At 59.3% G+C, this 19,855-nt stretch carries 22 protein-coding genes; 11 read left to right on the plus strand and 11 right to left on the minus strand.

Features of this window, described 5'->3' with window-relative positions:
• Positions 1-56 precede the first annotated feature (56 nt).
• Positions 57-1,160: a tRNA 2-selenouridine(34) synthase MnmH gene (gene mnmH, locus ACPZMI_RS16020; RefSeq protein WP_426352623.1), complete on the minus strand. Its 1,104-nt coding sequence runs from the start codon at positions 1,158-1,160 to the stop codon at positions 57-59.
• The gene (selD, locus tag ACPZMI_RS16025) at positions 1,160-2,194 is read right to left on the minus strand and encodes a selenide, water dikinase SelD (RefSeq protein ID WP_186721550.1); all 1,035 of its coding nucleotides are present in this window, start codon (positions 2,192-2,194) and stop codon (positions 1,160-1,162) included. The genes mnmH and selD overlap by 1 nt, the downstream gene beginning before the upstream one ends.
• Before the next feature lie 125 nt (positions 2,195-2,319).
• On the opposite strand from selD, the gene ACPZMI_RS16030 reads away from it, so the two are divergent.
• The 4 genes from ACPZMI_RS16030 to phnE are packed head-to-tail and all read left to right on the plus strand — an operon-like array spanning position 2,320 to position 5,550.
• Entirely contained in the window at positions 2,320-3,174 is an 855-nt protein-coding gene (locus tag ACPZMI_RS16030) for a putative selenate ABC transporter substrate-binding protein (RefSeq protein WP_426352624.1), read from the plus strand.
• A complete protein-coding gene (locus ACPZMI_RS16035) occupies positions 3,171-3,965 on the plus strand; it encodes a phosphonate ABC transporter ATP-binding protein (RefSeq protein ID WP_186668277.1) in 795 nt (264 codons plus the stop codon). Before ACPZMI_RS16030 ends, ACPZMI_RS16035 begins: the two co-directional genes overlap by 4 nt.
• Positions 3,959-4,786, plus strand: a complete 828-nt coding sequence (locus tag ACPZMI_RS16040) for a PhnE/PtxC family ABC transporter permease (protein ID WP_186668275.1) — start codon at positions 3,959-3,961, stop codon at positions 4,784-4,786. Before ACPZMI_RS16035 ends, ACPZMI_RS16040 begins: the two co-directional genes overlap by 7 nt.
• Positions 4,783-5,550, plus strand: a complete 768-nt coding sequence (gene phnE, locus ACPZMI_RS16045) for a phosphonate ABC transporter, permease protein PhnE (protein WP_186708068.1) — start codon at positions 4,783-4,785, stop codon at positions 5,548-5,550. The genes ACPZMI_RS16040 and phnE overlap by 4 nt, the downstream gene beginning before the upstream one ends.
• Before the next feature lie 95 nt (positions 5,551-5,645).
• Here the strand turns inward: phnE and ACPZMI_RS16050 are convergent, their stop codons facing one another.
• Complete coding sequence (locus tag ACPZMI_RS16050; protein ID WP_186721554.1) at positions 5,646-6,536, minus strand: bestrophin family protein; 891 nt, start codon at positions 6,534-6,536, stop codon at positions 5,646-5,648.
• Positions 6,537-6,794: 258 nt separating this feature from the next.
• Here ACPZMI_RS16050 and ACPZMI_RS16055 point away from each other — a divergent pair, with 258 nt between their 5' ends.
• The 3 genes from ACPZMI_RS16055 to ACPZMI_RS16065 all read left to right on the plus strand — a co-directional run bounded on the left by ACPZMI_RS16055 (position 6,795) and on the right by ACPZMI_RS16065 (position 10,103).
• Positions 6,795-7,850, plus strand: a complete 1,056-nt coding sequence (locus ACPZMI_RS16055) for a diguanylate cyclase (RefSeq protein WP_186668268.1) — start codon at positions 6,795-6,797, stop codon at positions 7,848-7,850.
• Between the two features lie 533 nt (positions 7,851-8,383).
• A complete protein-coding gene (locus ACPZMI_RS16060) occupies positions 8,384-9,601 on the plus strand; it encodes a type II toxin-antitoxin system HipA family toxin (protein ID WP_426352625.1) in 1,218 nt (405 codons plus the stop codon).
• A 37-nt stretch (positions 9,602-9,638) separates the two neighbouring features.
• Positions 9,639-10,103: a hypothetical protein gene (locus tag ACPZMI_RS16065; protein ID WP_426352626.1), complete on the plus strand. Its 465-nt coding sequence runs from the start codon at positions 9,639-9,641 to the stop codon at positions 10,101-10,103.
• A gap of 62 nt (positions 10,104-10,165) precedes the next feature.
• On the opposite strand, the gene ACPZMI_RS16070 is transcribed toward ACPZMI_RS16065, so the two are convergent.
• Positions 10,166-10,423 carry a DUF3077 domain-containing protein gene (locus tag ACPZMI_RS16070; protein WP_054892538.1) on the minus strand — a complete coding sequence of 86 codons (258 nt, stop codon included), beginning with the start codon at positions 10,421-10,423 and terminating at the stop codon, positions 10,166-10,168.
• Between the two features lie 13 nt (positions 10,424-10,436).
• On the minus strand, positions 10,437-10,670 hold the full coding sequence (locus ACPZMI_RS16075; RefSeq protein WP_411383230.1) for a hypothetical protein: 234 nt from the start codon (positions 10,668-10,670) through the stop codon (positions 10,437-10,439).
• 374 nt (positions 10,671-11,044) lie between these two features.
• Between ACPZMI_RS16075 and ACPZMI_RS16080 the strand changes: the two genes are divergently transcribed.
• On the plus strand, positions 11,045-11,665 hold the full coding sequence (locus ACPZMI_RS16080) for a LysE family translocator (RefSeq protein ID WP_426352627.1): 621 nt from the start codon (positions 11,045-11,047) through the stop codon (positions 11,663-11,665).
• A 1,065-nt stretch (positions 11,666-12,730) separates the two neighbouring features.
• Here ACPZMI_RS16080 and ACPZMI_RS16085 read toward each other — a convergent pair.
• The 3 genes from ACPZMI_RS16085 to mobV all read right to left on the minus strand — a co-directional run bounded on the left by ACPZMI_RS16085 (position 12,731) and on the right by mobV (position 14,619).
• Entirely contained in the window at positions 12,731-13,249 is a 519-nt protein-coding gene (locus ACPZMI_RS16085; RefSeq protein ID WP_426352628.1) for a TMF family protein, read from the minus strand.
• An 80-nt stretch (positions 13,250-13,329) separates the two neighbouring features.
• The gene (locus ACPZMI_RS16090) at positions 13,330-13,515 is read right to left on the minus strand and encodes a hypothetical protein (protein ID WP_196154559.1); all 186 of its coding nucleotides are present in this window, start codon (positions 13,513-13,515) and stop codon (positions 13,330-13,332) included.
• A gap of 141 nt (positions 13,516-13,656) precedes the next feature.
• Positions 13,657-14,619 (minus strand): MobV family relaxase, encoded by a 963-nt coding sequence (mobV, locus tag ACPZMI_RS16095; RefSeq protein WP_426352629.1) that lies wholly within the window; start codon positions 14,617-14,619, stop codon positions 13,657-13,659.
• A gap of 327 nt (positions 14,620-14,946) precedes the next feature.
• Here mobV and ACPZMI_RS16100 point away from each other — a divergent pair, with 327 nt between their 5' ends.
• Together ACPZMI_RS16100 and ACPZMI_RS16105 are read left to right on the plus strand one after the other, a co-directional pair.
• Positions 14,947-16,056 carry an AAA family ATPase gene (locus ACPZMI_RS16100; protein WP_426352630.1) on the plus strand — a complete coding sequence of 370 codons (1,110 nt, stop codon included), beginning with the start codon at positions 14,947-14,949 and terminating at the stop codon, positions 16,054-16,056.
• A 2-nt stretch (positions 16,057-16,058) separates the two neighbouring features.
• Positions 16,059-18,257: a S8 family peptidase gene (locus ACPZMI_RS16105; RefSeq protein WP_426352631.1), complete on the plus strand. Its 2,199-nt coding sequence runs from the start codon at positions 16,059-16,061 to the stop codon at positions 18,255-18,257.
• 77 nt (positions 18,258-18,334) lie between these two features.
• Here the strand turns inward: ACPZMI_RS16105 and ACPZMI_RS16110 are convergent, their stop codons facing one another.
• Entirely contained in the window at positions 18,335-18,580 is a 246-nt protein-coding gene (locus ACPZMI_RS16110) for a helix-turn-helix transcriptional regulator (RefSeq protein WP_426352632.1), read from the minus strand.
• Between the two features lie 237 nt (positions 18,581-18,817).
• Between ACPZMI_RS16110 and ACPZMI_RS16115 the strand changes: the two genes are divergently transcribed.
• Positions 18,818-19,096 (plus strand): helix-turn-helix transcriptional regulator, encoded by a 279-nt coding sequence (locus ACPZMI_RS16115; RefSeq protein ID WP_426352633.1) that lies wholly within the window; start codon positions 18,818-18,820, stop codon positions 19,094-19,096.
• A gap of 61 nt (positions 19,097-19,157) precedes the next feature.
• On the opposite strand, the gene ACPZMI_RS16120 is transcribed toward ACPZMI_RS16115, so the two are convergent.
• The gene (locus ACPZMI_RS16120; RefSeq protein WP_426352634.1) at positions 19,158-19,406 is read right to left on the minus strand and encodes a pyocin activator PrtN family protein; all 249 of its coding nucleotides are present in this window, start codon (positions 19,404-19,406) and stop codon (positions 19,158-19,160) included.
• 200 nt (positions 19,407-19,606) lie between these two features.
• Complete coding sequence (locus ACPZMI_RS16125) at positions 19,607-19,855, minus strand: hypothetical protein (RefSeq protein WP_426352635.1); 249 nt, start codon at positions 19,853-19,855, stop codon at positions 19,607-19,609.

The raw sequence follows: 19,855 nt of genomic DNA on the forward strand, positions 1-19,855 counted from the left end.
CAGTTGCTCCTCCAGGTATCGCACCGGCAAAGCCGGTGCCATGCCCCGCGAGGCAATCAGCGCCGACGCAGCGCCCGTGCTTTCAGGTACTCCCGCACCTCGACCGCATCGCCGGCAAACTCGATCCTGCCCGACTTCGCCTCACGCTGATACGCATACATCGGGTCGTAGTACTCGTTGAGCAAACCCTCGATCCAGCCTCGGTGCAGGTCCACTTCACCGCTGCGCAATTGCACCTGCAGCGCCTGCTCCAGCAGTTCATACAGCCGCTGGAAGCGTTCGCCACCCAGACGCTTGTGGATATTGCCCATGCTCTGACGCAGGCGCTCGGCAAACAGGCGGCGCCCATCCTCTTCGCCATGCAGGGCAACGAATTCGGCACACAGGTTGATCACGTAGTCGCGCAGGATGCGCTCGACGCGATGGGCAAAACTGTCTTCCAGCCACACCAGCGGATACTGCTGCATGCCTTGGTACAGCGCCAGCGGCACCGAGCAGCTGCCGACCATCCGCCCCTCGTCCTCCAGCACGAACTGCTGCACGCCCCGCGCCCGCTTCTTGAGCACATCGATGGCCAGGCGGTTCTCGAAGTCGATCGGTGCCGGTTGCGCGGTGGCGCGCTTGCCGAAGCTGGAGCCGCGGTGGTTGGCGTGGCCTTCGAGGTCGAGCACGTTGTCCAGTTGCAGCAGCACGTCGGTCTTGCCGGTGCCGGTCAGGCCGCCCAGCAGTACGAAGTCGCATTGCTCGACTGCCTGTTGGGTGGTGTCCATCAGGAAGGTCCGCAGGGCCTTGTAGCCGCCTTTGACCCGCGGATAGTCGATGCCCACGTCTTTCAGCCAGCCCTGGACGATCTGCGAGCGCAGGCCGCCACGAAAACAGTACAGATACCCTTGGGGGTTGGCCTGGGCGAATGCGGCCCAGGCTTCCAGGCGCGCCTGCTTGACCGCGCCGCTGACCAGTTGGTGGCCCAGGGCGATGGCTGCGCTTTGGCCCTGATGCTTGTAGCAGGTGCCAACCTTCTGCCGCTCCTGGTCGTTCATCAGCGGCAGGTTGATGGCGCTGGGGAAGGCACCCTTGGCAAACTCGACCGGTGCACGCATGTCCATCATCGGCGCATCGTCGAGGAACAGCTGTTTGAAGTCAGTGCAGTCGGGGCGCATCAAATCACCTCGACTGCGTAGGTCTGTCGCTCGACCAGTGTGCCGATCGGCGACAGGTCCAGGCCCAGTTCAGCGGCGACCCCCAGAAACTCCGCCTCACCCTCGGGACTCACGGCTACCAGCAGGCCACCACTGGTCTGCGGGTCGCACAGCAGGTGCTTCTGCTCATCGCTCAGGGTGCCGATCTTGTGGCCATAGCTGTCGTGGTTGCGCAGCGTACCGCCGGGAATGCAGCCCTCGGCCAGGTAGTGATCCACACCCGGCAGGCGCGGTACTGCCTCGAACTGCAGGCGCGCGGTCAGGCCGCTGCCTTCGGCGACTTCGACCAGATGGCCGAGCAGGCCGAAGCCGGTCACGTCGGTCATCGCCTTGACCCCGTCGAGCTTGCCGAAGCGGCTGCCGGGTGTGTTCAGGGTGCACATCCAGTCCCGCGCAAGGCCCTGGTCCTGTTCACGCAGCTTGGACTTTTTCTCGGCGGTGGTGAGGATGCCGATACCCAGTGGCTTGGTCAGGTACAGCGTGCAGCCGGCGGTCGCGGTGTCGTTGCGCTTGAGATTGCGCTTGCCGACCACGCCGGTCACCGCGAGGCCGAAGATTGGCTCGGGCGCATCGATGGAGTGGCCGCCGGCCAGTGGAATGCCCGCTTCGGCGCAGACCGCACGGCCACCACGGATCACCTCGCGGGCAACCTCAGGCGGCAACACGTTGACTGGCCAGCCGAGGATGGCGATGGCCATCAGCGGGTCGCCGCCCATGGCGTAGATGTCGCTGATGGCGTTGGTCGCGGCGATACGGCCGAAGTCGTACGGATCGTCGACGATGGGCATGAAGAAGTCGGTGGTCGAGACCACCCCGCGCTCGTCGTCCAGGGCGTACACGGCAGCGTCGTCACGCGAGGCGTTGCCGACCCAGAGCTTGGGGTCCAGCGCCTGGCTGCCGCTTTCGGCAAGGATCACATCCAGCACCTTGGGGGAGATCTTGCAGCCACAGCCTGCGCCGTGGCTGTACTGGGTCAGGCGAATCGGCTCGCTCATTAGGCACCTCGGGGTCCAATTGTTGCGCGATTGTAGCAAAGCTGGCCTTTGCGCCATCGGCTCTTATAATTCCCGCAGTCGGTGCGTCGCCGGCACTTTCCCCGCTATTGAACCGGAGAACTCCCATGCTCAAACGCCCCTTGGCGCTCGCCGCCGGCCTCATGCTGTCCTGCTGCGCCGTCATCGCACAGGCCGCCGACACTTTGCGGGTCAGCGCTATTCCCGACGAAGCGCCGACCGAACTGCTGCGCAAGTTCAAGCCGCTGGGTGAATACCTCGAGCAGCAACTGGGCATGAAGGTGCAGTTCGTACCGGTCGCCGACTACCCGGCGGTGGTCGAGTCGCTGGCCAGCAATCGCCTGGACCTGGCCTGGCTGGGGGGCTTCACCTTCGTCCAGGTGCACCTGAAGGATCCGACCGCCACTCCGCTGGTGCAGCGTGAGCAGGATGCGCAGTTCACCAGCAAGTTCATCACCGCCAACCCGGACGTGAAGAGCCTGGCCGACCTGAAGGGCAAGACTTTTGCCTTCGGTTCGATCTCCTCGACGTCCGGCAGCCTGATGCCGCGCTATTTCATGCTCAAGCAAGACAACATCAAGCCTGAAGGCTACTTCAGTCGGGTCGCCTATTCCGGTGCGCACGACGCCACCGTGGCCTGGGTTCAGGCGGGTAAGGTCGATGCCGGCGTGCTCAACGCCAGCGTCTGGCAGAAGCTGGTCGATGCGGGCAAGGTCGACACCAGCAAGGTGAAGGTGTTTGCCACCACGCCGACCTACTACGATTACAACTGGACCGTGCGCGGCAACATGGACCCGGCCCTGAAAGACAAGATCAAGCAAGCCTTCCTCGCCCTCGACCCGGCCAAGCCTGAGCACAAGGCGATCCTCGACCTGCAAGCGGCCAGCCGCTTCATCGAAACCAAACCCGAAAACTACGCCGGCACCGAACAGGCTGCCCGTGAGGCCGGCTTGCTCAAGTGAGTATTCAACTGCACGCGGCAGGGCTTCGGCATGGTCAGGTGCGCGCCCTCGAAGACGTGAGCCTGCGCATCGACAAGGGCGAGCGGGTGGCGGTGATCGGGCCATCGGGAGCGGGCAAGTCCAGCCTGCTGCACCTGATGGCCACGGCCGTGCAGCCCGGCGCCGGGCACCTGGAGTTACTTGGCGCACAGCCCTGGGCATTGTCGGCGGGTGCGCGGCAGCGCCTGCGGGCGCGGGTCGCGCTGGTGCACCAGGCGCCGCCGCTGCCGCCGCGCCAGCGGGTGGTCACCGCCGTCCTGGCCGGGCGCCTTGGCCAGTGGGGCACCTTGCGCGGCCTGCTCAATCTGCTGCACCCCAGCGATGTGCCGGGCGCGCGACAGGTGCTGGCGGAGTTGGGGCTGGCCGACAAGCTGTTCGTGCAGTGCGGGCAGTTGTCCGGTGGCCAGTTGCAAAGGGTGGGTATCGCCCGGGCGCTGTATCAACAACCTGAAGTACTGCTGGCCGACGAACCCGTCTCGGCGATGGACCCGGTGCTGGCTGATCACAGCCTGGCCCTGCTCAATCGCCACGCGCAAACCCATGGCGTGACACTGGTCGCCAGCCTGCATGCCGTGGAGCTGGCGCTCGCGCATTTCCCCCGGGTGATTGGCATCCGCGAAGGGCGCGTGGTGTTCGATTGCCCGGCAGTGGCGGTGACCGATGCCTTGCTCGACGCCCTCTACGCCAATGAGCAACTGGCGTCGCCAACGACCGTGGGGCCGACGCTGACGGTGCAGATCCCGCGATGCTGAAGACCGATGCCCGCGACCCTGCGGCGTTGCCACGTCTGTTGCTGACGCTGTTGTGCCTGGCCCTGTTGTGGCCGGGCGTGCAGTTGAGCGAACTCGACCCCGGGGTGCTGTTGCAGGCCGAGAACCGCCAACAGATGGCAAGCTTCGTTGGCGCCTTCTGGCCACCGGCCCATGACCGGGACTTTCTGGCGTTGCTGTTCGAGGCCACCCTGCAGACGCTTGCCGTGGCCACTGCCGGCATGACCCTGGCATTGCTGCTGGCCATCCCCGCCAGCCTGCTGGGCAGCCGGGCATTGTCGTTGAGGGCGGCATCCCGCGCGGGTCGCCCCGGGCCTTGGTCGCGGCTGGTGCGCATGCCGGTACGCGGCCTGCTGGTGTTCCTGCGCAGCGTGCCGGAGATCGTCTGGGCGTTGTTGTTCGTGCGCGCCGTGGGGCTGGGACCGACGGCGGGGGTACTGGCCATCGCCATCACCTACAGCGGCATGCTTGGCAAGGTCTATGCCGAAATCTTCGAGTCGGTGGACCAGCGCCCGGCCCACGCCTTGATGCAGGCCGGCAGCGGACGGCTGAGTGCGTTCTGCTATGGCATCCTGCCGGTGGCGGCGGCGGAGGTGGTGTCCTACACGGTCTATCGCTGGGAATGCGCGGTGCGGGCTTCGGTGGTGATGGGCTTTGTCGGTGCTGGCGGCCTGGGGCAGCAGATCGACCTGTCGATGCGCATGTTCGCTGGCGCCGAGGTGGCGAGCATGCTGCTGGCGTTTCTCGTACTGGTGACCCTGGCCGATGTGTTGAGCCGCGTGTTGCGCGGGAGGCTGGCATGAACCGGGCGATCAACCTGCTGGTGATCGTCGCCATCGTCGCGGCGGTGGTGGCGTCGTTCGCCTACCTGGAACTCGACCTTGCGGCCGTCGTCGGCAATGGTGGATTGGCGCAGATGGGCGAGTACGCCTCGCGCTTCCTGAGCCCCGACCTGTCCCCCGAGCATCTGCGTGCCGTGGGCCGTGGTGCATTGGAAACCCTGGCGATGTCGGGGCTGGGCACCTTGCTGGCGATGGTGCTTGGCCTGCTACTGGCATTGCCCGCGGCCGGGCGCTTCGGCTGGCCGCTGCAGGGGGCGGCGCGCTTGCTGCTCAATGCCCTGCGGGCTATCCCTGAGCTGGTGTGGGCGGCCTTGACCGTGCTGGCAGCCGGGCTCGGGCCCAATGCCGGCACCCTGGCCCTGGCACTGCACACGGCAGGCGTGCTGGGGCGCCTGTTCGCCGAGGCGCTGGAGAACGCGCCCGCAGAGCCGGCGGCGGCGATCCGCTTGCAGGGCGGCAGCCAGGTCGCAGCGTTCTGCTTCGGCACCTTGCCCAATCTGTGGCCGCAGTTGCTGGCCTACAGCCTGTATCGCTGGGAGAACAATATCCGCATGGCCAGTGTGCTGGGCTTCGTTGGTGCGGGCGGGTTGGGGCAGATGCTCTACACCACCCTCAGCCTGTTCCAGGAAGCCCAGGCCAGCACGGTGATCATCGGCATGCTGGTGCTGGTGTTGCTGGTGGATGCCTTCAGCGATGTGCTGCGCCAGCGCTATGTGCGGGCCTGAGCACTCTCCGTAAGCGTGGCGATTCGCTGGCTACTGTGGGGATGGCACCGGCTTTGCCGGTGATCGCGGGACAAGCCCGCTCCCACACATCGACCTCAATCCACCCATTCCCCACACTGCGCCTCACGCTGCATCGACTCCAGGTTCCGTTCGATGGCCTCGCAGATCGTGTCCATCGGAATCTGGTGCTCGCTGCGTCGAAACGGGCTCTGCAGGTCGGTGCCGATCCGCTCGATCGCCAGCAGCATGAAGCCCACCACCGTCGAAGCCAGCGGCGTGAACCACTCCAGCGACTCCACCAGCCCGATCGGCACGATCACGCAGAACAGCGTGATGAACAACCGCGGAAAATACACGTAAGGGTAGGGCAGTGGCGTATTGGCGATCCGCTCCATCCCGCCCTGGGCGTTGGACAGGTCCACCAGCGTCGACTCCAGCCGCGCCAGGCGAATGCTGTCCAGCCGCCCGGCCTTGTATTCGCGTGCCAGCAAGGCGGCGGAGCCGGCGAGGATGTCGTTGGCGAAGTTGTTCGAACCATTGCGCCGCTCGAACTCGTGATGCGGGATGAACGCCATCAGCTCCGGCGGGCACGGCTCGTTCTTCAGGTTCGCTGCCAGGCAGTTCACATAGGCCACATGCCGACGCAGCAAGGTCGCCTTGACCGGGTTGAGCCCGTCATCTGGATCGTCTACCAGCGTCAGCACCTGCCGCGCAAAGCTGCGTGAACTGTTCACCATCGCCCCCCACAGCGTGCGCGCCTCCCACCAGCGGTTGTAGGCACTGCTGTTGCGAAAGCTCACCAGCACCACCAGCGCCGAACCCAATAGCGTCAGCGGGATCAGCGGCAGGCTGAACTTGCTGTTGAAGAACAGCATGAAGTCGATGGTGACCAGGATGTCCCACACCAGCAGCCACAGCAGCGACCAGCCGATGTAGTTGAAGGTCTTGAGGACCAGGCGGTACTTGCGCACGAGGTAGTTTTTCACGCAGGGATCTCTTCGTGGAGCGGATGAAGGATCCGACGTCGGGGGCGGGGCAAGGTTCGGTGGACTGGATGTTACTGGACGTGTTTCTCGCGAGGTCGAGACGGAATTAACCCGACGGTTAGTGTATTTCGTCCAGCACGTTTGAAGTCCTGTTTTCGATAGTGGCACAATGCTCGAACGCCGACCCCCAGGGCATTTTCCCGCCTGGCTGCCTGTCCGGTGCATTCAAGGACAGTCCATTTTTTCGGTGAGCCCTCGATGATCGAGCGAACGGGTAAGGGTCTTTCCTTCGCCAAACGCATGTACCCACCCCGCGCCATTGGCACCGGGCTGGGGTTCTTCTGTGTGCTGATCGGCATCTGGCCGCTGCAGCCGGCCTGGTGGACCTGGGCCTTGCTCGCGCTGCACGGCTTCGTCTGGCCGCACGTCGCTTATCAGCTGGCCCGGTTGTCGAAGCAGCCCTTTCGCGCCGAGCAGCGCAACCTGGTGTTCGATGGCTTTGCAGGAGGCTGCTGGGCTGGTGTCATGGGGCTCAACCCGCTGCCGAGCGTGATCATCCTGTCGATGATCGCCATGGACAAGATCGCTGCTGGCGGCTGGCACATGCTCGGCAAGACCTTCCTCGCCCAGGCGCTGGGCATTGGCCTGGGGCTCTGGTTGTACGCGCCACCGCTATTCCCGCCTACCAGCCAGGCACAGATGCTTGCGTGCCTGCCGATCCTGCTGATCTACCCCATGGCCATCGGCCTGATCTGCTATCAAGTCACCGTCCAGCTCGCCCAGCACAAACGCACCCTGGCGCGCCTGAGCCAGACCGACAGCCTCACCGGCCTGATCAACCACGGCGCCTGGAAAGACCTGCTGCTGCGCGAATTCCAGCGTTGCCGCCGCGACAATCAGGCCAATGTGCTGGCGCTGATCGACATCGACCATTTCAAGCAGATCAACGACCGTCACGGCCACCTGATGGGCGACGACATCCTGCGCACCCTCAGCGCGTTCCTGCCGACCCACCTGCGCAAGAGCGACCCGGTGGCGCGCTATGGCGGTGACGAGTTCTGCGTGATGCTGCCCGGCGTCAGCGTGGCGCAGGCCGAAGAAGTGCTCGAGCGGCTGCGCGAGGCGGTGGAGTGTTATCGCCATCCTGAATTGCCGGAGCAGGGGTTGAGCCTGAGCATCGGCATCGCGCCTTTTGGCGGGCATCTTCAGAGCGCCGAGGCCTGGTTGCATGAGGCGGATATGGCGCTGTACCAGGCCAAGAGTGCGGGGCGCAATCGGATTGTGGTGGCGGGGCGGTATGGGGCGATGGTCTAACACCAGCAATTCCATAGCTGCTATGTGTTGGTTTTTAGTTGGCTCAGCAGGTCGACCTCTTCTGACCCGCGCAGCTCAAAAATAAACGGACGCCAATCATCCGATTGTTCTCGATAAGCAGGCTCTTCAGCTATGCTTAGGCGTACCCAACCCTATGGATAAACGGATTTAATCGTCCGTTTATTTTAATTAGTCGGACATATTTGGCCGCTTATGGAAAGATTTTTTCCGGTAGATTGTGACGCAAGCCTCCAGCGTATAGGGCTTCTAGTCAAAACGGCGCGCCTGGAGCAGGGTGTCCGGCAACTGGATGTCGTCAGTAGACTTGGCGTTACCGAGAAGATGCTGCGTCGCATCGAACGTGGTGATCCATCCGTCAGTGTCAGATCGTTGATGCTCGTGTTGTGGAACCTTGGTCTCGCAGACAAGGTTTTCCGTCCTCTGGAGGACGCTTCAGTCTCCTTCGTTGAGTTGAAGGACGAGACCAGTGGCCGCCGAGCGCGCAGACGTCGGGCCAAGCCGGAGGACTTCTGATGCCCAGTGCCTACATCTACATGGAGCACCCCCAGACCGGTGAGGTTCTGACGCTTGGGCGCCTGACCTTGAGTGGCAACCGCCCTGGCGAGTTCATCTATTCGCCCGCCGTGCTGGACTCGAAGGTATGGGTGCCCGACCCTTTCCACTACCCCTTGTCGGATCAAGTCTTCAGCGTCGCCAGTAACCACGGGGTTCCGGGCTTTATTGACGACGCCCTGCCAGACGGTTGGGGCGAGAGGTTGCTCCAGCGCCTCAAGCGTGACCCGATCACACGTTATGACCTGCTGATCGATTCGCCCAACAGCGATCGCGCGGGAAACCTGATGACCGGGCGCGACAAAAAACCACCTGTCGGTGTCGGCCAAAAGCCACTGCCACGGCTGTCGGGGTTGGACAAGTTCATCGAAGCCTGCGATGTCGTCTACGACCAGGACATCGATGAAGAGACTGCCAGAACCTTGGGCGTGCGAGACCAGCGCTCATCTGCTGGAGGCGCCCGTCCAAAGCGTACGTTCCAGGGTGACGGAAAACTCATTCTGGCCAAGCCGCATGATCGCTATGACCAATATGAGCTGGCGCCGGTAGAGCATGCCTGCATGACCTTCGCCGCCATGAAAGGCATGCGCGTCGCCAACACCTCGCTGTACCTGGATGGAAAGGGGCCGACCTTGCTGGTAGAGCGCTTTGATCGTCGGTACATGGACGGCGTCTTCCGGCGAGTCCCGATGCTCAGTGGCCTGACCTTGCTGAAGACGGATTGGACGCTGCTGGATCTCCAGGCCCGTTCGTACGCTCGCCTGGCCAACGAAATGCATCGTCGTGGCGTGCCGGATCAGGATCTGCGTGAGCTGTACATGCGCATGGCCTATAACGCCCTGGTCGGCAACGCAGACGACCATCCTCGCAATCACGCCGTCATTTTCATCAACGATGGATGGCGACTTTCGCCCATGTACGACGTGCTGCCGATCCTGGATGAGGGGCCTGCGAAATATCTGTCCATGAGCGTCGGGCTGGATGGGGCGCGGTTGTCACGCGCGAATCTGCTTAGCCAACGGCAGCACTTCGGGCTCGCGCAGGATGAGGCGGAAGGTATCCTTGACCTGGTTGCTGGTTGGGCCGATGAGTTGAAGGAGTACTACGCGGACTTTCTGCAAGGCAAAGTGTTGGAGCTGGCGCGCAATGCGACCAGCGCACAGAGGATTCTGGGCTGAGTCTTGATGGTGGGTGTGGAAAAAAAAGGAGAAGCTTTTGGCCCTGATGAATGATCGGCTTCAGCGATTCATCCAATTATGCTGGGGCGCGATGGATGCGCTCATCATCGTGCTCTACGCAGTCGCCAGTATTCGCCGTGGTCGGATTCCATTTTGGGATGATCTGCAAAGCATTGTGGCCTTGTCACGCGAGCATGGTGAGTTGGCATTGTTTATCGGCCTTACAGGCGTAGCGGTGCATCTCTCGGTAGTCGCCAGTGGTTTGCTGTTTATCAAAGGCGTGCGTGCTGCGGCCTATGTCGGCCTGGCCCAGGCGCCATTTCGAATGATCCTGCTTCCCTCGATACCTATCGCCTTCCTATGGCCCAACGTCCTTGTTACGCCAGCACCCTGGCTGCTTTTTCTACTGGGAGTTGTCACGGAAGCCGTTAAAGTGTGGAGTTTGGTACTGCTGGTGCGAAGCCAGCGGTTCGCCCAAGCGACTGAATCACAGCCTGTGTAGCCGATGCGACTCAATAGGCCGGGGCTACGTGCAGCCCCACCTATCGACAATGCGGCTCTGACCTAGCGGCTTTCCCGTCCGCGCCCTATCTCCACGTCATCCATCACCGCCTTGACCATGTCGCACAGCAAGTGCGCTGCCCAGCCCAGGTCGGCCTCGCCGTCGGTGGAGGCGAGCAAGGTCATGCGCTTGGCGCAGGCCATCATCGCCGAGGCCTGTTCCATTGCCAGTTTCGAATCATGTCCGGGCTCGACCCGGAACAGCGGCTTGTCGCCATCGCCGTAACCGAACCCGGTGACGCCTGCAGTGGTATCGCTCATCTCCGATGCTCCTTCAGTGACGGACCTGGATCCTGCTCAGTGCGGTTTCCGCCAGCGTCAGTGCGGCATCGACTTCGTGGGCGGTGGCGATGGTCAGGGGCTGGGCGGGGGAGCCGAGGGTGAGGGCGGTGCTGTGATGGGTGATGGCTAGGGCGCAGGTGAGGTGTTCGATGATTTGGAGGACGAGGTCTTCGAGGGCGTGGGGATTTTCGTGGGAGAAAGGGGGATCGGGGACGATCTTTAACATGGTGAACTCCTCGCTGATGAAGGGACAACCACCATTGCTGTCAAACAAGAGGGTGGCAGCTGTAAGCAGGTTGACAGACCGGTCAGCAAGGAAACCCGGCGCACCCGAAGGTGCCCCACCTACAGCCGCCATAAAAGCGAAGCCGTGTGAGTTGCAATGCTGATTCGGCCTGTCATAGCCGGTCGTTGATGAGCAACGACCGGGCGAGACTAGAACGCGCCCCATGGCACCGCAACGGCTTTAGGCGGCCGAGAGTATGTTTGGGAAACGGACTACAGGGAATGGGGAAAAACTGAAAATCGAGCCACTTATCCACAACGAAAAAAGCTGCGCCCAAGCTAATCTAGGGCAACTTCCCGTCAGGTAGAGCCCCCATGTCCATCGCCGACAATCTGATTGCCTTCACGCTCGCGGCTACCCTGCTGACGATAACCCCCGGCCTCGACACCGCCCTGATCCTCAGAACCTCCGCCGTCGAAGGACGCAAGCAGGGACTGCGCGCGGCCCTGGGCATCAACGCCGGTTGCCTGCTTTGGGGCGCGGCGGTCGCCTTCGGCCTTGGCGCATTGATCGCCGTCTCCGAGCTGGCGTACGACATCCTCAAGTACTGTGGCGCTGCCTATCTGGCATGGTTGGGCGTGAACATGCTCCTGCGCCCACGCCAGTCGCTGGCGCCTGCCGAGGCTGAGGGGAGACCGGCAGCGAACTGGTTTCTCAAGGGCATGATGGGCAATCTGCTCAATCCCAAAGTCGGCATTTTCTACGTGTCGTTCCTGCCGCAATTCATTCCGCAAAGCCAGCCATTGATTGCATGGACCTTCGGGCTTGTGGGCATTCATGTGCTGCTGGGGTTGATCTGGGCGGTGGGGTTGATCAGTGCGACACAATCCTTTGCAGGCATCCTGCGCAAAGGAAACCTCATCAAATGGATGGATCGAGTAACAGGTATGGTCTTTGTACTGTTCGCTGCACGTTTGGCACTGAGCCGACGTTAAAGGCTGCGATACGACTCCTTGCAGCCACGGGCTTGTCGAAACGCCGCGAGCACGGTGTAGTTCGTGCCATCCTCGGCGAGTAACCAGAAGTAGTTTCGCTACGACTATTTTGTTGAGCTGCCTACGCGGCAGTGAACTACGGCCTCGGCCCAGTGCGGGGCTGGGCTTGTTTCTGAGCTGCCTGCACGGCAGTGAACAGACAACCGCCGCCTGGCGGTATTTTTTTGCCTTTCCTGAACTGCCTACGCGGCAGTGAACGGACAGTTGCAGGGATTCACCTGTTGGGCGTCTTTCTGAGCTGCCTACACGGCAGTGAACGCTTTCACCCAGCTGTACAACGACCTGCATGATTTCTGAGCTGCCTACACGGCAGTGAACTTCTTGGAATAGAGAAGGGAGTCGTCGATTTTTTTCTGAGCTGCCGTGTAGGCAGCTCAGAAATGCTTGATCGGCTGGCTACTGCTGACTTGCGGGTTCACTGCCGTGTAGGCAGCTCAGAAATCCCTGGCATCGTCCCAGCGATGGCGCAGCATGTTCACTGCCGTGTAGGCAGCTCAGAAATATCCGCCAGCGCAGAGCCGAGCGCGCCGAAGTGTTCACTGCCGTGTAGGCAGCTCAGAAAGCTCAACCTCGCCAGGATCGGCGTGGGTGTAGGTTCACTGCCGTCTAGGCAGCCCACAAACAGTTTCCGAGTTGGCACGTAAATCACTAAAGGATTTACCCGCGAAGCCACTGACTGTCTGGGTGGCATCGGCATTGCCAGTGTTCGTCGCGGTTCGCCGCCCCGATATGCCCACTACGACCAGGGCGAGATGAGAAGAGGGCGATTTCCGCTGACGCTTACCGCTTTCAGGCCCTGAATCCCGGCCACAAAAAAACCGACCATAAGGTCGGTTTTTTCTGGATCTTGGTGCCCGAGGGAGACTCGAATATCTTTCGTAAGCTAATGATTTATAAGTGTTTTATGTTTGTTTGATTATCGTTCTACTCACAAATGTACTCACATTTGCCTTCGTGGCTTCTTACCCAGGCGGTTCAGAGCCTTCCAGAGCAGCCCCGATGTGCCTAGGTTGTGAGCTGATGCTCACAGCGGGACAGCTCTTTGCCATCGTCTGCGATCGAGTACCCGCACTCGTAGTTATTGATCACGATGTCCGCCTCCTGTTCACCATCCCTACCTCCATAGATCGTTTGTACCTGGCGGCCGGCTAGTGGATCCCCACATTTCGGGCATACCAGGTCGCTTTCACGAATCAACTCGGAGAGAGAGGCCAGCTTGGCTTGGATTTCTGCAAGCTCGTTTTCCTTGGATTCGATCTGCCTCTCATGGGTAGCTCCATCACTCCTCAGGCGGGAGATCTCCTCCAGGGAGATTTTGATCCGATCCGAGAGCGCTGCTGCCAAGGAATCTGGACTCTGATCCTTTAGCTTGGCGATCTGCTCATCCTTCTCTGCAATCCGCTCCTTCAGCAGCTGGATCACGGCATCCTTCTTCTGCACCAGTATCCGATACAGGACAAATACGGCAGTGATGAAGCCAATGATTGAGGCCGCTTGCCCCATCGAAATTATCTCTGTGGTCATAACTATGCTCCTTGTCATTGCGCAGGCAGGGTACCTCCCCCCGGCCTTGCTAACTAGCGATGGTTCGAGACGGCTAACTGTCACTTGGCGTGATAGGCCCACCAGTCATCAATGGTCACAGTTGGCACCCGTGTGCGCTCCAGGCCGGTTGCATGGCTCCACAGGGTCAACAGGCGATCGCCACCCGAATGGGGCGGTTCTGCACCTTGGCGCCAACCGATGAGGGTGGTACGCGCCACCATCAGCTCATCTGCCAGGGCTTGCATGGAGTAACCTTTGCGGGATAGCGCAGTGATCACCTGGAACCAATCGATGTGCTTCACTGGTGCCTTTCGCCTGGTCATATTGAGCCCCCAAACGCGCGCGCGCGCGAGGCAGGGGCTAGTGCGGATGTCAAGAAATGAAGCTCATTGATCAAATCCGTCTCTCCGCGTCAAAGCATAGTGATCAGTCGATAGAGCCTTCAGAGCGGCCAGTTGACTAGATAGCTTGTCGGCGCGCGCTCTTTCGCTTGCTGCTCTGTATAGGGCCATCTCTAGCTCGCGATCGATTCTATCAAGTTGGTCTGCTCGCTTCTCAAGCGAGAGCTCCAAGCTTTCAAGGGCAAGCTCACGAGCGTGAAGCTCATCAGCCTTGCGGGTCAGGGCAATGTTTCGAGCTTGGATTGATTCAGTTGCTGATTGTTGCAACTCGGTTAGGGCTGTTATGGATCTGATTGCCGAAAGGTACGACTTGAATTTGGGAGTCTGGATACCAAATGCAGCAGCAAGCATGTCTGAACGGCTAATCATTGACGGGCTGGATTGAAGCGCTTGGTAATAGGCACTGACCGCCTGGTGAGTTGCTTTCGAACCCTCAATGCCCCGGGCGAGCCCAAATGGCTTACCACACTGCTCATGGAAGTCGGTCTGCATTCTGCGCAGCGCTGCCGGGCCTCCAAGGAAATCACGAGCCGACAAACGCCCGTCCTGGGTTAGAGGCGTGATGTAAGCAACCAGGTGCGGAGTCCTCTCGTCCAGGTGCAGCTCCGCGCAAACAATGTTTTCGGCCCCATGACGAGCGCTGAGCCAAATCATGGCTTGATCAAAGTACCCGCCAGTGTCGGGCATCGTACCGCCATGCCTCTTGAATGCTTCTGGGCTCGCGGTGATCAAGTATTCGATGCAGAGCACTGCATCTCTTCGGCGCCTCATCGGAAGCCTAGTCAGGACTGCCCTACCCAATTCAGCCGAGTTCGTTGCTCCACAGATGTGCACGCCAGGCGCGCCATCGGAGTTCGGCGTTGGCATCTCTCGGAACGTGTGCCGGCCCGATCCTAAAACCCCGGCGATCGTTTTCAGCTTTTTCGTCCTCAGTATTGCGTAAGGCATATCAACCCCCCCTGTTGCTAACGCTTACCATCAGCGTGCGGGTGGAGCGTTGGTGCAAACAAGGCGCGTCGAGGTGAAGGGGCGTGTTGTTGCGTTTACTCACTACACATCGGCTTGCTAGGCGCGCTGCGCAGTCGCAGCTTCTGCGGAGAATTTCCATGGAGAGACGAAAGCTTTTATTTTTCAGATGCTTAGCTTCGATTGAAATGCCTGAGGGTGCCACATGGAGGGGGCTCTTAACTGCTGGCAGTGCATCGGGGTGTCTTGAGTGTTGCGCGAAATCATGCAACACTGCGCAACGACAGCAACACACATAGAGAAAATCACGTGCCTACAGTTCCCGCCTCCCACGCTGAATGGATTGCCCTAGTCCGTGAAGGCTGCACTGGAAATGCACCATCATTCCAGCTTCGATTGAGCCGCCTAATTGCGCGACTCCGTCGAGAAAAATCCCCGCTATCGGAAATATTGTCGAAGGCATTGGCAGATGCGAACGCCTCACAGCTTACGCTGGCGCGAGATTCTGCCGCACAGCAAGCCAGCTTGAGTCCTGTCGATGCCGACAGCAATCTTCCACTCACAACCGTTCAATTTCCTGTTCAGATGGAGCATCGTCCAGTTTGGGCTCCAGAAGTTGGGGCAGGTTTACACGCATTAGTTGATGAGTGGATGAATGCTGGGCGTTTAATCGAAGCAGGGCTTAACCCTTCTCGTACCGTCTTACTTTCCGGGCCTCCAGGTGTGGGTAAAACGCTCGCTGCTGCGTTCTTGGCCGAGCAGTTGAACCTACCCCTAATGACGCTAAATCTGGCTGCAGCAGTTAATAGCCTATTAGGGAAAACCGGTAATAACTTGGTAAAAGTGTTAGCGCACGCAAGGTCACAACCTTGTGTTTTGTTACTTGATGAATTTGATGCCTTTGCAAAAAGGCGTGACGATGGGCAAGACGTTGGCGAGCTAAAGCGAGTTGTAAACGTTCTCTTGCAAGCAATTGATGAGTGGCCCTCTACGTCGCTTTTAGTTGCTGCGACGAATCATGAGGAGCTATTGGATCGTGCGATATTCAGGCGGTTCGACTTCTGGCTTCGTTTCCCTGAAAGTAGTCAGGAACAAATTGAAGCGCTTTTAATGCAGCTAGGGTGTGACTTTGGTTTGGCTGGGAAGCTGGCCCCGGTTTTGGTGGGTAGACCGCTTTCGGATACTTGTCGCCTGGTCTTGAGCGCTCGGAGAAAGGTTGTGCTGCAGAATACTTCCTTTGAGCGTGCTCTTTTGGATTTGATTCTGCCTGAAGCAGTTGATAATGATGATGTGAGGCGCTATCTGGAAATTAAGCGCCTCAAGGCTGAGGGTAAGTCGCTGCGTGCGATAGGTAATGAACTAAACATACATGCATCAACAGTGTCGCGCATGTTGCGCAGGATAAATAAGGAAGTTTGATTATGGCTGGGAAACAGCGGAATTTGCTAATAGCGAATGGTCACGAGCTTATTGGTCAGCTGTCTTGGCCGCGCGGTGGTGGTAAGAAGTGGGTTCCTTATACAGTCTCGGATGCGAGAGAGGCACTCCACCAGCAGATACTCTCACTGGTTGACTTCGCGAAGGGTACTCCGGAGCTTTTTGCACCTCGGAGAGAGGTTACTGCAAAAGTCGTTTTGCACCCGGCCTTCCTAGCAAAGTCCTACTTTCCCTCCACGATTTTGCGCGATTCTGGATTGTCAATTCTCGGATCTCGCCCTGTCGTTGTAACTCCTAGAGTTGGGCGTAGCGATACACCTAAGGCTTTAGAAACTGCATCAATTTTCGTGTCTGGTACCGCTGAAAGCTTCGAAGCAATGGACGAAAGCTTACTCAGTCTTTATACCTCAGCGGGTCGGCAGGAGCAGTTTGCACGTATCGAGTTGATTGACTCGTACTTGGCAGAGGAAAAGTTGCGTATCAGCTCAGATTCTCGCTGGCCAGACTATATTCATGTCACATTGCATGCTACCGAAGCAGATGCCGATATATTGGCCTCTTTCAAAAATATGGTCGAAGAGCTGGGTGGGCGAATCTCCAATCGAGGTTTCCGTTTCGTTCCTGGTCTTACCTTCGTAGCTGTGCAAATCCCTCCTGAGAAAATCTCTAAGGTTGCGCAGTTCACACGCATACGCTTAGTGCGTTCCTTGCCAGAGATTCAGGAAGAATGGAAGCTTGATGCTACGGTCACCAAGGCTTTTGGTAATGTTGTCGTTCCGACAGAAGCCCCAAAGTCTTCAATCAAGACCGCTATATTCGACGGAGGCATTGCTAACGCTTTCCCTGGCCATGCGACAGAAATGTCGGCTGCGCATCAGCCATCTTCATCGATCAAAGACCTGTCGCATGGGGTTAATGTGACTTCGGCGTTTTTGTATGGCCATGTTACACCGACGGATGATCGTCTCCCTGTTCCATTTTGCCATGTCGATCATCATCGTGTTTTGCCGACGTCAGACAGCCCAGAGCAAGCTTTGGATATTCTTGACCGGATTATTACTGCATTGAGAAGTGCGAAGGTCTCAGGCAATCCGTATCGATTCGCTAATATCAGTCTGGGCCCTATTGCAACGTTCTTCGATGACGACGTACATGAGTGGACATCCCGTCTCGACTCTGAGCTTGCTGATGGACAAACCCTGTGCACGACGGCCGTGGGGAATAACGGGCTGTTCGATGGGGAGCTGGGAAGAATTCAACCGCCGGGAGACGCAGTTAACGTCTTTGCGGTTGGCGCGGCCAATTCCAGCCAGAAGAAATGGAACAAGGCACCTTATAGCGCGTTTGGGCCTGGGCGAAGCCCTGGTTACGTTAAACCAGATATTGTTGCTTTCGGAGGATCCGTCGAAGAACCGCTTCCTGTTTTCAACCCGCTCGCAGATGCAGTAGTGCCAGTGGCAGGAACCAGTTTTGCTAGCCCTCTTGCTCTCCGCGTAGCAGTGGGGGCTGATGTGCTGAGTGGTTCTGTGTTCGAACCTGTCACGCTTCAAGCGTTGATGATCAACGGTACAGAGTTCTCATCCCGAAGCCATTCCAGATCCGATGTTGGGTGGGGACGAATTCCCCTTGATCCGGAAGAGATATTGTTTACCCCCCAAGACGTGGTGAGGGTCGTTTATCAGGGCGTTACCCGCCCAGGACATCCCCAGAAGGCTCTCATCCCTGTACCGAAGGGGTTACCAGCTGGGACTAAAGTTACCATCGGCGCAACATTCTGCTACAGAGCCCCGGTAGATGCGGCTCACGCCATTAACTACACCCGCGCAGGGCTCTGGGTTCGCGCATACAAGGCCCCAAAGAAGTCGATGTCCCTATTCGGTGGCGGTATGTACAAGACAGAGGCTGAACTGCGGAAGGACTCCATGCGATGGGATACGGTTCTTCATGCCAAGAGAAAGGTTGAAGTCGATGACTTGGATAATCCCTACTTCCACATCAATTACCAGGTGCGCGACGAGGGGGAAGCAGTTCGCCTTGAGGACTCCGTCCCAATGCCTTATGCACTGGTTGTGACAATTGAGGCTCCCGGCGTTTTGAACCTGCTATCTCTCGTCCAGGCTGAGTATCCGGTGCTTCAAACTCTGTCTACTGCCGCAGAGACTCAGACAGGTATTCGAACGTAAACTGGTTCTGTTGCTGGGGTGTCTTTCGGCATCTCAGCAACATGATACTCCGCCCATCTGCAGCTTCCGACTGTGAGCTATTTCCTGCTCATCAGCTTCGGCGGTGCGTTCCTTTTCCGTCCCACCTTTGTCGGCGCATGCAGGCCCTGTTCGTACTCCTCCAGGAACTTGCGCACCGTGGCGACCCGCCAGCACACACGCTTTCCCTGCTTGAAGCACGGTGGCAGCCAACTGGCCCCGTCCTGCCGCGCGCTGCGGATCGATGACTCTGTTCGCCCGAGCATCTTGGCCAGCTCAGGGATGTGGATGATCTCGGGTTCCATATAAGCCTCCTGCCGCGCTCTGCGGCTGTCGATAGCTGACGCTCTGCCTCAATAGACACCAATCCAGGCTACCAGCCGCGCCTTGAGGGTGATTCCGGTGCCCCTACATACGGTGGAGATCATCGGCGAGGGGGCTTCCAGCGGCGACTACGCTCGTCAAGCCTGTACTCGGCGGGGGCTTCTGCTATCGCCGGGCTCCATGGCGATCAATCCAACCCGTTGCTGGAGGTTACACAGATGAATGGAGCAACCTCTGTTCCTACAAGAGAGACGAAGGGCTTCGCAGACGATATCGAGTTCATCAGACTGCGTGAGGTCAAGAGGATTACCGGAATGGGCACCACCTACATCTACGAGAAGATGAAGACTGGGGATTTCCCAGGGCAGATCAAGCTTGGCCCTCGTGCTGTTGCTTGGATCAAGGCAGAGGTACTGGCGTGGGCGATGGGGCGGGTAGCACTCACACGGGGAGCTGCGCCGGCTGAGCATTCTGAGCAATTGACGCGGCCCGAGTAGAACTCACGCAATATGGGGCCAGTGAGCGCGATCTCACTGGCTACTCTGTTTGGGGCACTGTTCAAATGACTCGCTTAACAGCCTCATCTCTTCTCGCGTCAATGTAGTCCGCGAGATCAACTAGGTGAACACCGCGGGCGCCTTTCTGGCTTTTCTCCATGGCGATCAACGGGAGCTGGATCTCACCCTTGGCGATTTTCATCTTCATCTTCGTTGGCGTCAGATGCCCGAAATAGTCGGCGCATACTCGTTCAAGCGGGATTACCGCTAGGCCGTCGTACTGAGCCAACAGGATGAATGTGGTTTTCATATCCTCTCCATGCGTTTTGTCGGCAGCGTGTACGAGCAACGCAGAGAGGTTTCGGCCCTGGCGAACGATCGTTGAACGGGCGTTGGTGTTTCGTTGCATCGTTCAGTCGACGGGCGTTACACGAAACGTTACGAGGCCGTTACGCCTAGCGAGAAAACAAAAGACCCGCGTTAGCGGGTCTGATGTTCTGTGTCGGCTGGTTACTTTTTCAAGTCAGCGATTTTCTTCTGCTCTTCGAGGGCTTTTCGCTCGAGGTACAGAGACAGCAGGCTTTTACCGGGTTGACCGGTGCGTTTCGAAAGCGCGATGAGGTTAAACGCGGGCGTGAGGATCAGGAGCATCACCAGGGTGATTTCCAACCCATTGTCCGGCATCCCTTTCTGACTGATCAGATAGACAAGCACGCCGATCAGGGCGATGTTCAACGCGATACCGAGCTTTCGAATCAT

The sequence above is a fragment of the Pseudomonas wayambapalatensis genome (genome assembly GCF_049942315.1).
GTDB lineage: Bacteria > Pseudomonadota > Gammaproteobacteria > Pseudomonadales > Pseudomonadaceae > Aquipseudomonas > Aquipseudomonas wayambapalatensis.

Coding starts and splice junctions, on each gene's coding strand:
- mnmH (WP_426352623.1), bottom strand. CDS start 1,160: ATGCGCCCCGACTGCACTGACTTCAAACAGCTGTTCCTCGACGATGCG.
- selD (WP_186721550.1), bottom strand. CDS start 2,194: ATGAGCGAGCCGATTCGCCTGACCCAGTACAGCCACGGCGCAGGCTGT.
- ACPZMI_RS16030 (WP_426352624.1), top strand. CDS start 2,320: ATGCTCAAACGCCCCTTGGCGCTCGCCGCCGGCCTCATGCTGTCCTGC.
- ACPZMI_RS16040 (WP_186668275.1), top strand. CDS start 3,959: ATGCTGAAGACCGATGCCCGCGACCCTGCGGCGTTGCCACGTCTGTTG.
- phnE (WP_186708068.1), top strand. CDS start 4,783: ATGAACCGGGCGATCAACCTGCTGGTGATCGTCGCCATCGTCGCGGCG.
- ACPZMI_RS16055 (WP_186668268.1), top strand. CDS start 6,795: ATGATCGAGCGAACGGGTAAGGGTCTTTCCTTCGCCAAACGCATGTAC.
- ACPZMI_RS16060 (WP_426352625.1), top strand. CDS start 8,384: ATGCCCAGTGCCTACATCTACATGGAGCACCCCCAGACCGGTGAGGTT.
- ACPZMI_RS16070 (WP_054892538.1), bottom strand. CDS start 10,423: ATGAGCGATACCACTGCAGGCGTCACCGGGTTCGGTTACGGCGATGGC.
- ACPZMI_RS16075 (WP_411383230.1), bottom strand. CDS start 10,670: ATGTTAAAGATCGTCCCCGATCCCCCTTTCTCCCACGAAAATCCCCAC.
- ACPZMI_RS16080 (WP_426352627.1), top strand. CDS start 11,045: ATGTCCATCGCCGACAATCTGATTGCCTTCACGCTCGCGGCTACCCTG.
- ACPZMI_RS16085 (WP_426352628.1), bottom strand. CDS start 13,249: ATGACCACAGAGATAATTTCGATGGGGCAAGCGGCCTCAATCATTGGC.
- ACPZMI_RS16090 (WP_196154559.1), bottom strand. CDS start 13,515: ATGCAAGCCCTGGCAGATGAGCTGATGGTGGCGCGTACCACCCTCATC.
- mobV (WP_426352629.1), bottom strand. CDS start 14,619: ATGCCTTACGCAATACTGAGGACGAAAAAGCTGAAAACGATCGCCGGG.
- ACPZMI_RS16105 (WP_426352631.1), top strand. CDS start 16,059: ATGGCTGGGAAACAGCGGAATTTGCTAATAGCGAATGGTCACGAGCTT.
- ACPZMI_RS16110 (WP_426352632.1), bottom strand. CDS start 18,580: ATGGAACCCGAGATCATCCACATCCCTGAGCTGGCCAAGATGCTCGGG.
- ACPZMI_RS16115 (WP_426352633.1), top strand. CDS start 18,818: ATGAATGGAGCAACCTCTGTTCCTACAAGAGAGACGAAGGGCTTCGCA.
- ACPZMI_RS16120 (WP_426352634.1), bottom strand. CDS start 19,406: ATGAAAACCACATTCATCCTGTTGGCTCAGTACGACGGCCTAGCGGTA.
- ACPZMI_RS16125 (WP_426352635.1), bottom strand. CDS start 19,855: ATGATTCGAAAGCTCGGTATCGCGTTGAACATCGCCCTGATCGGCGTG.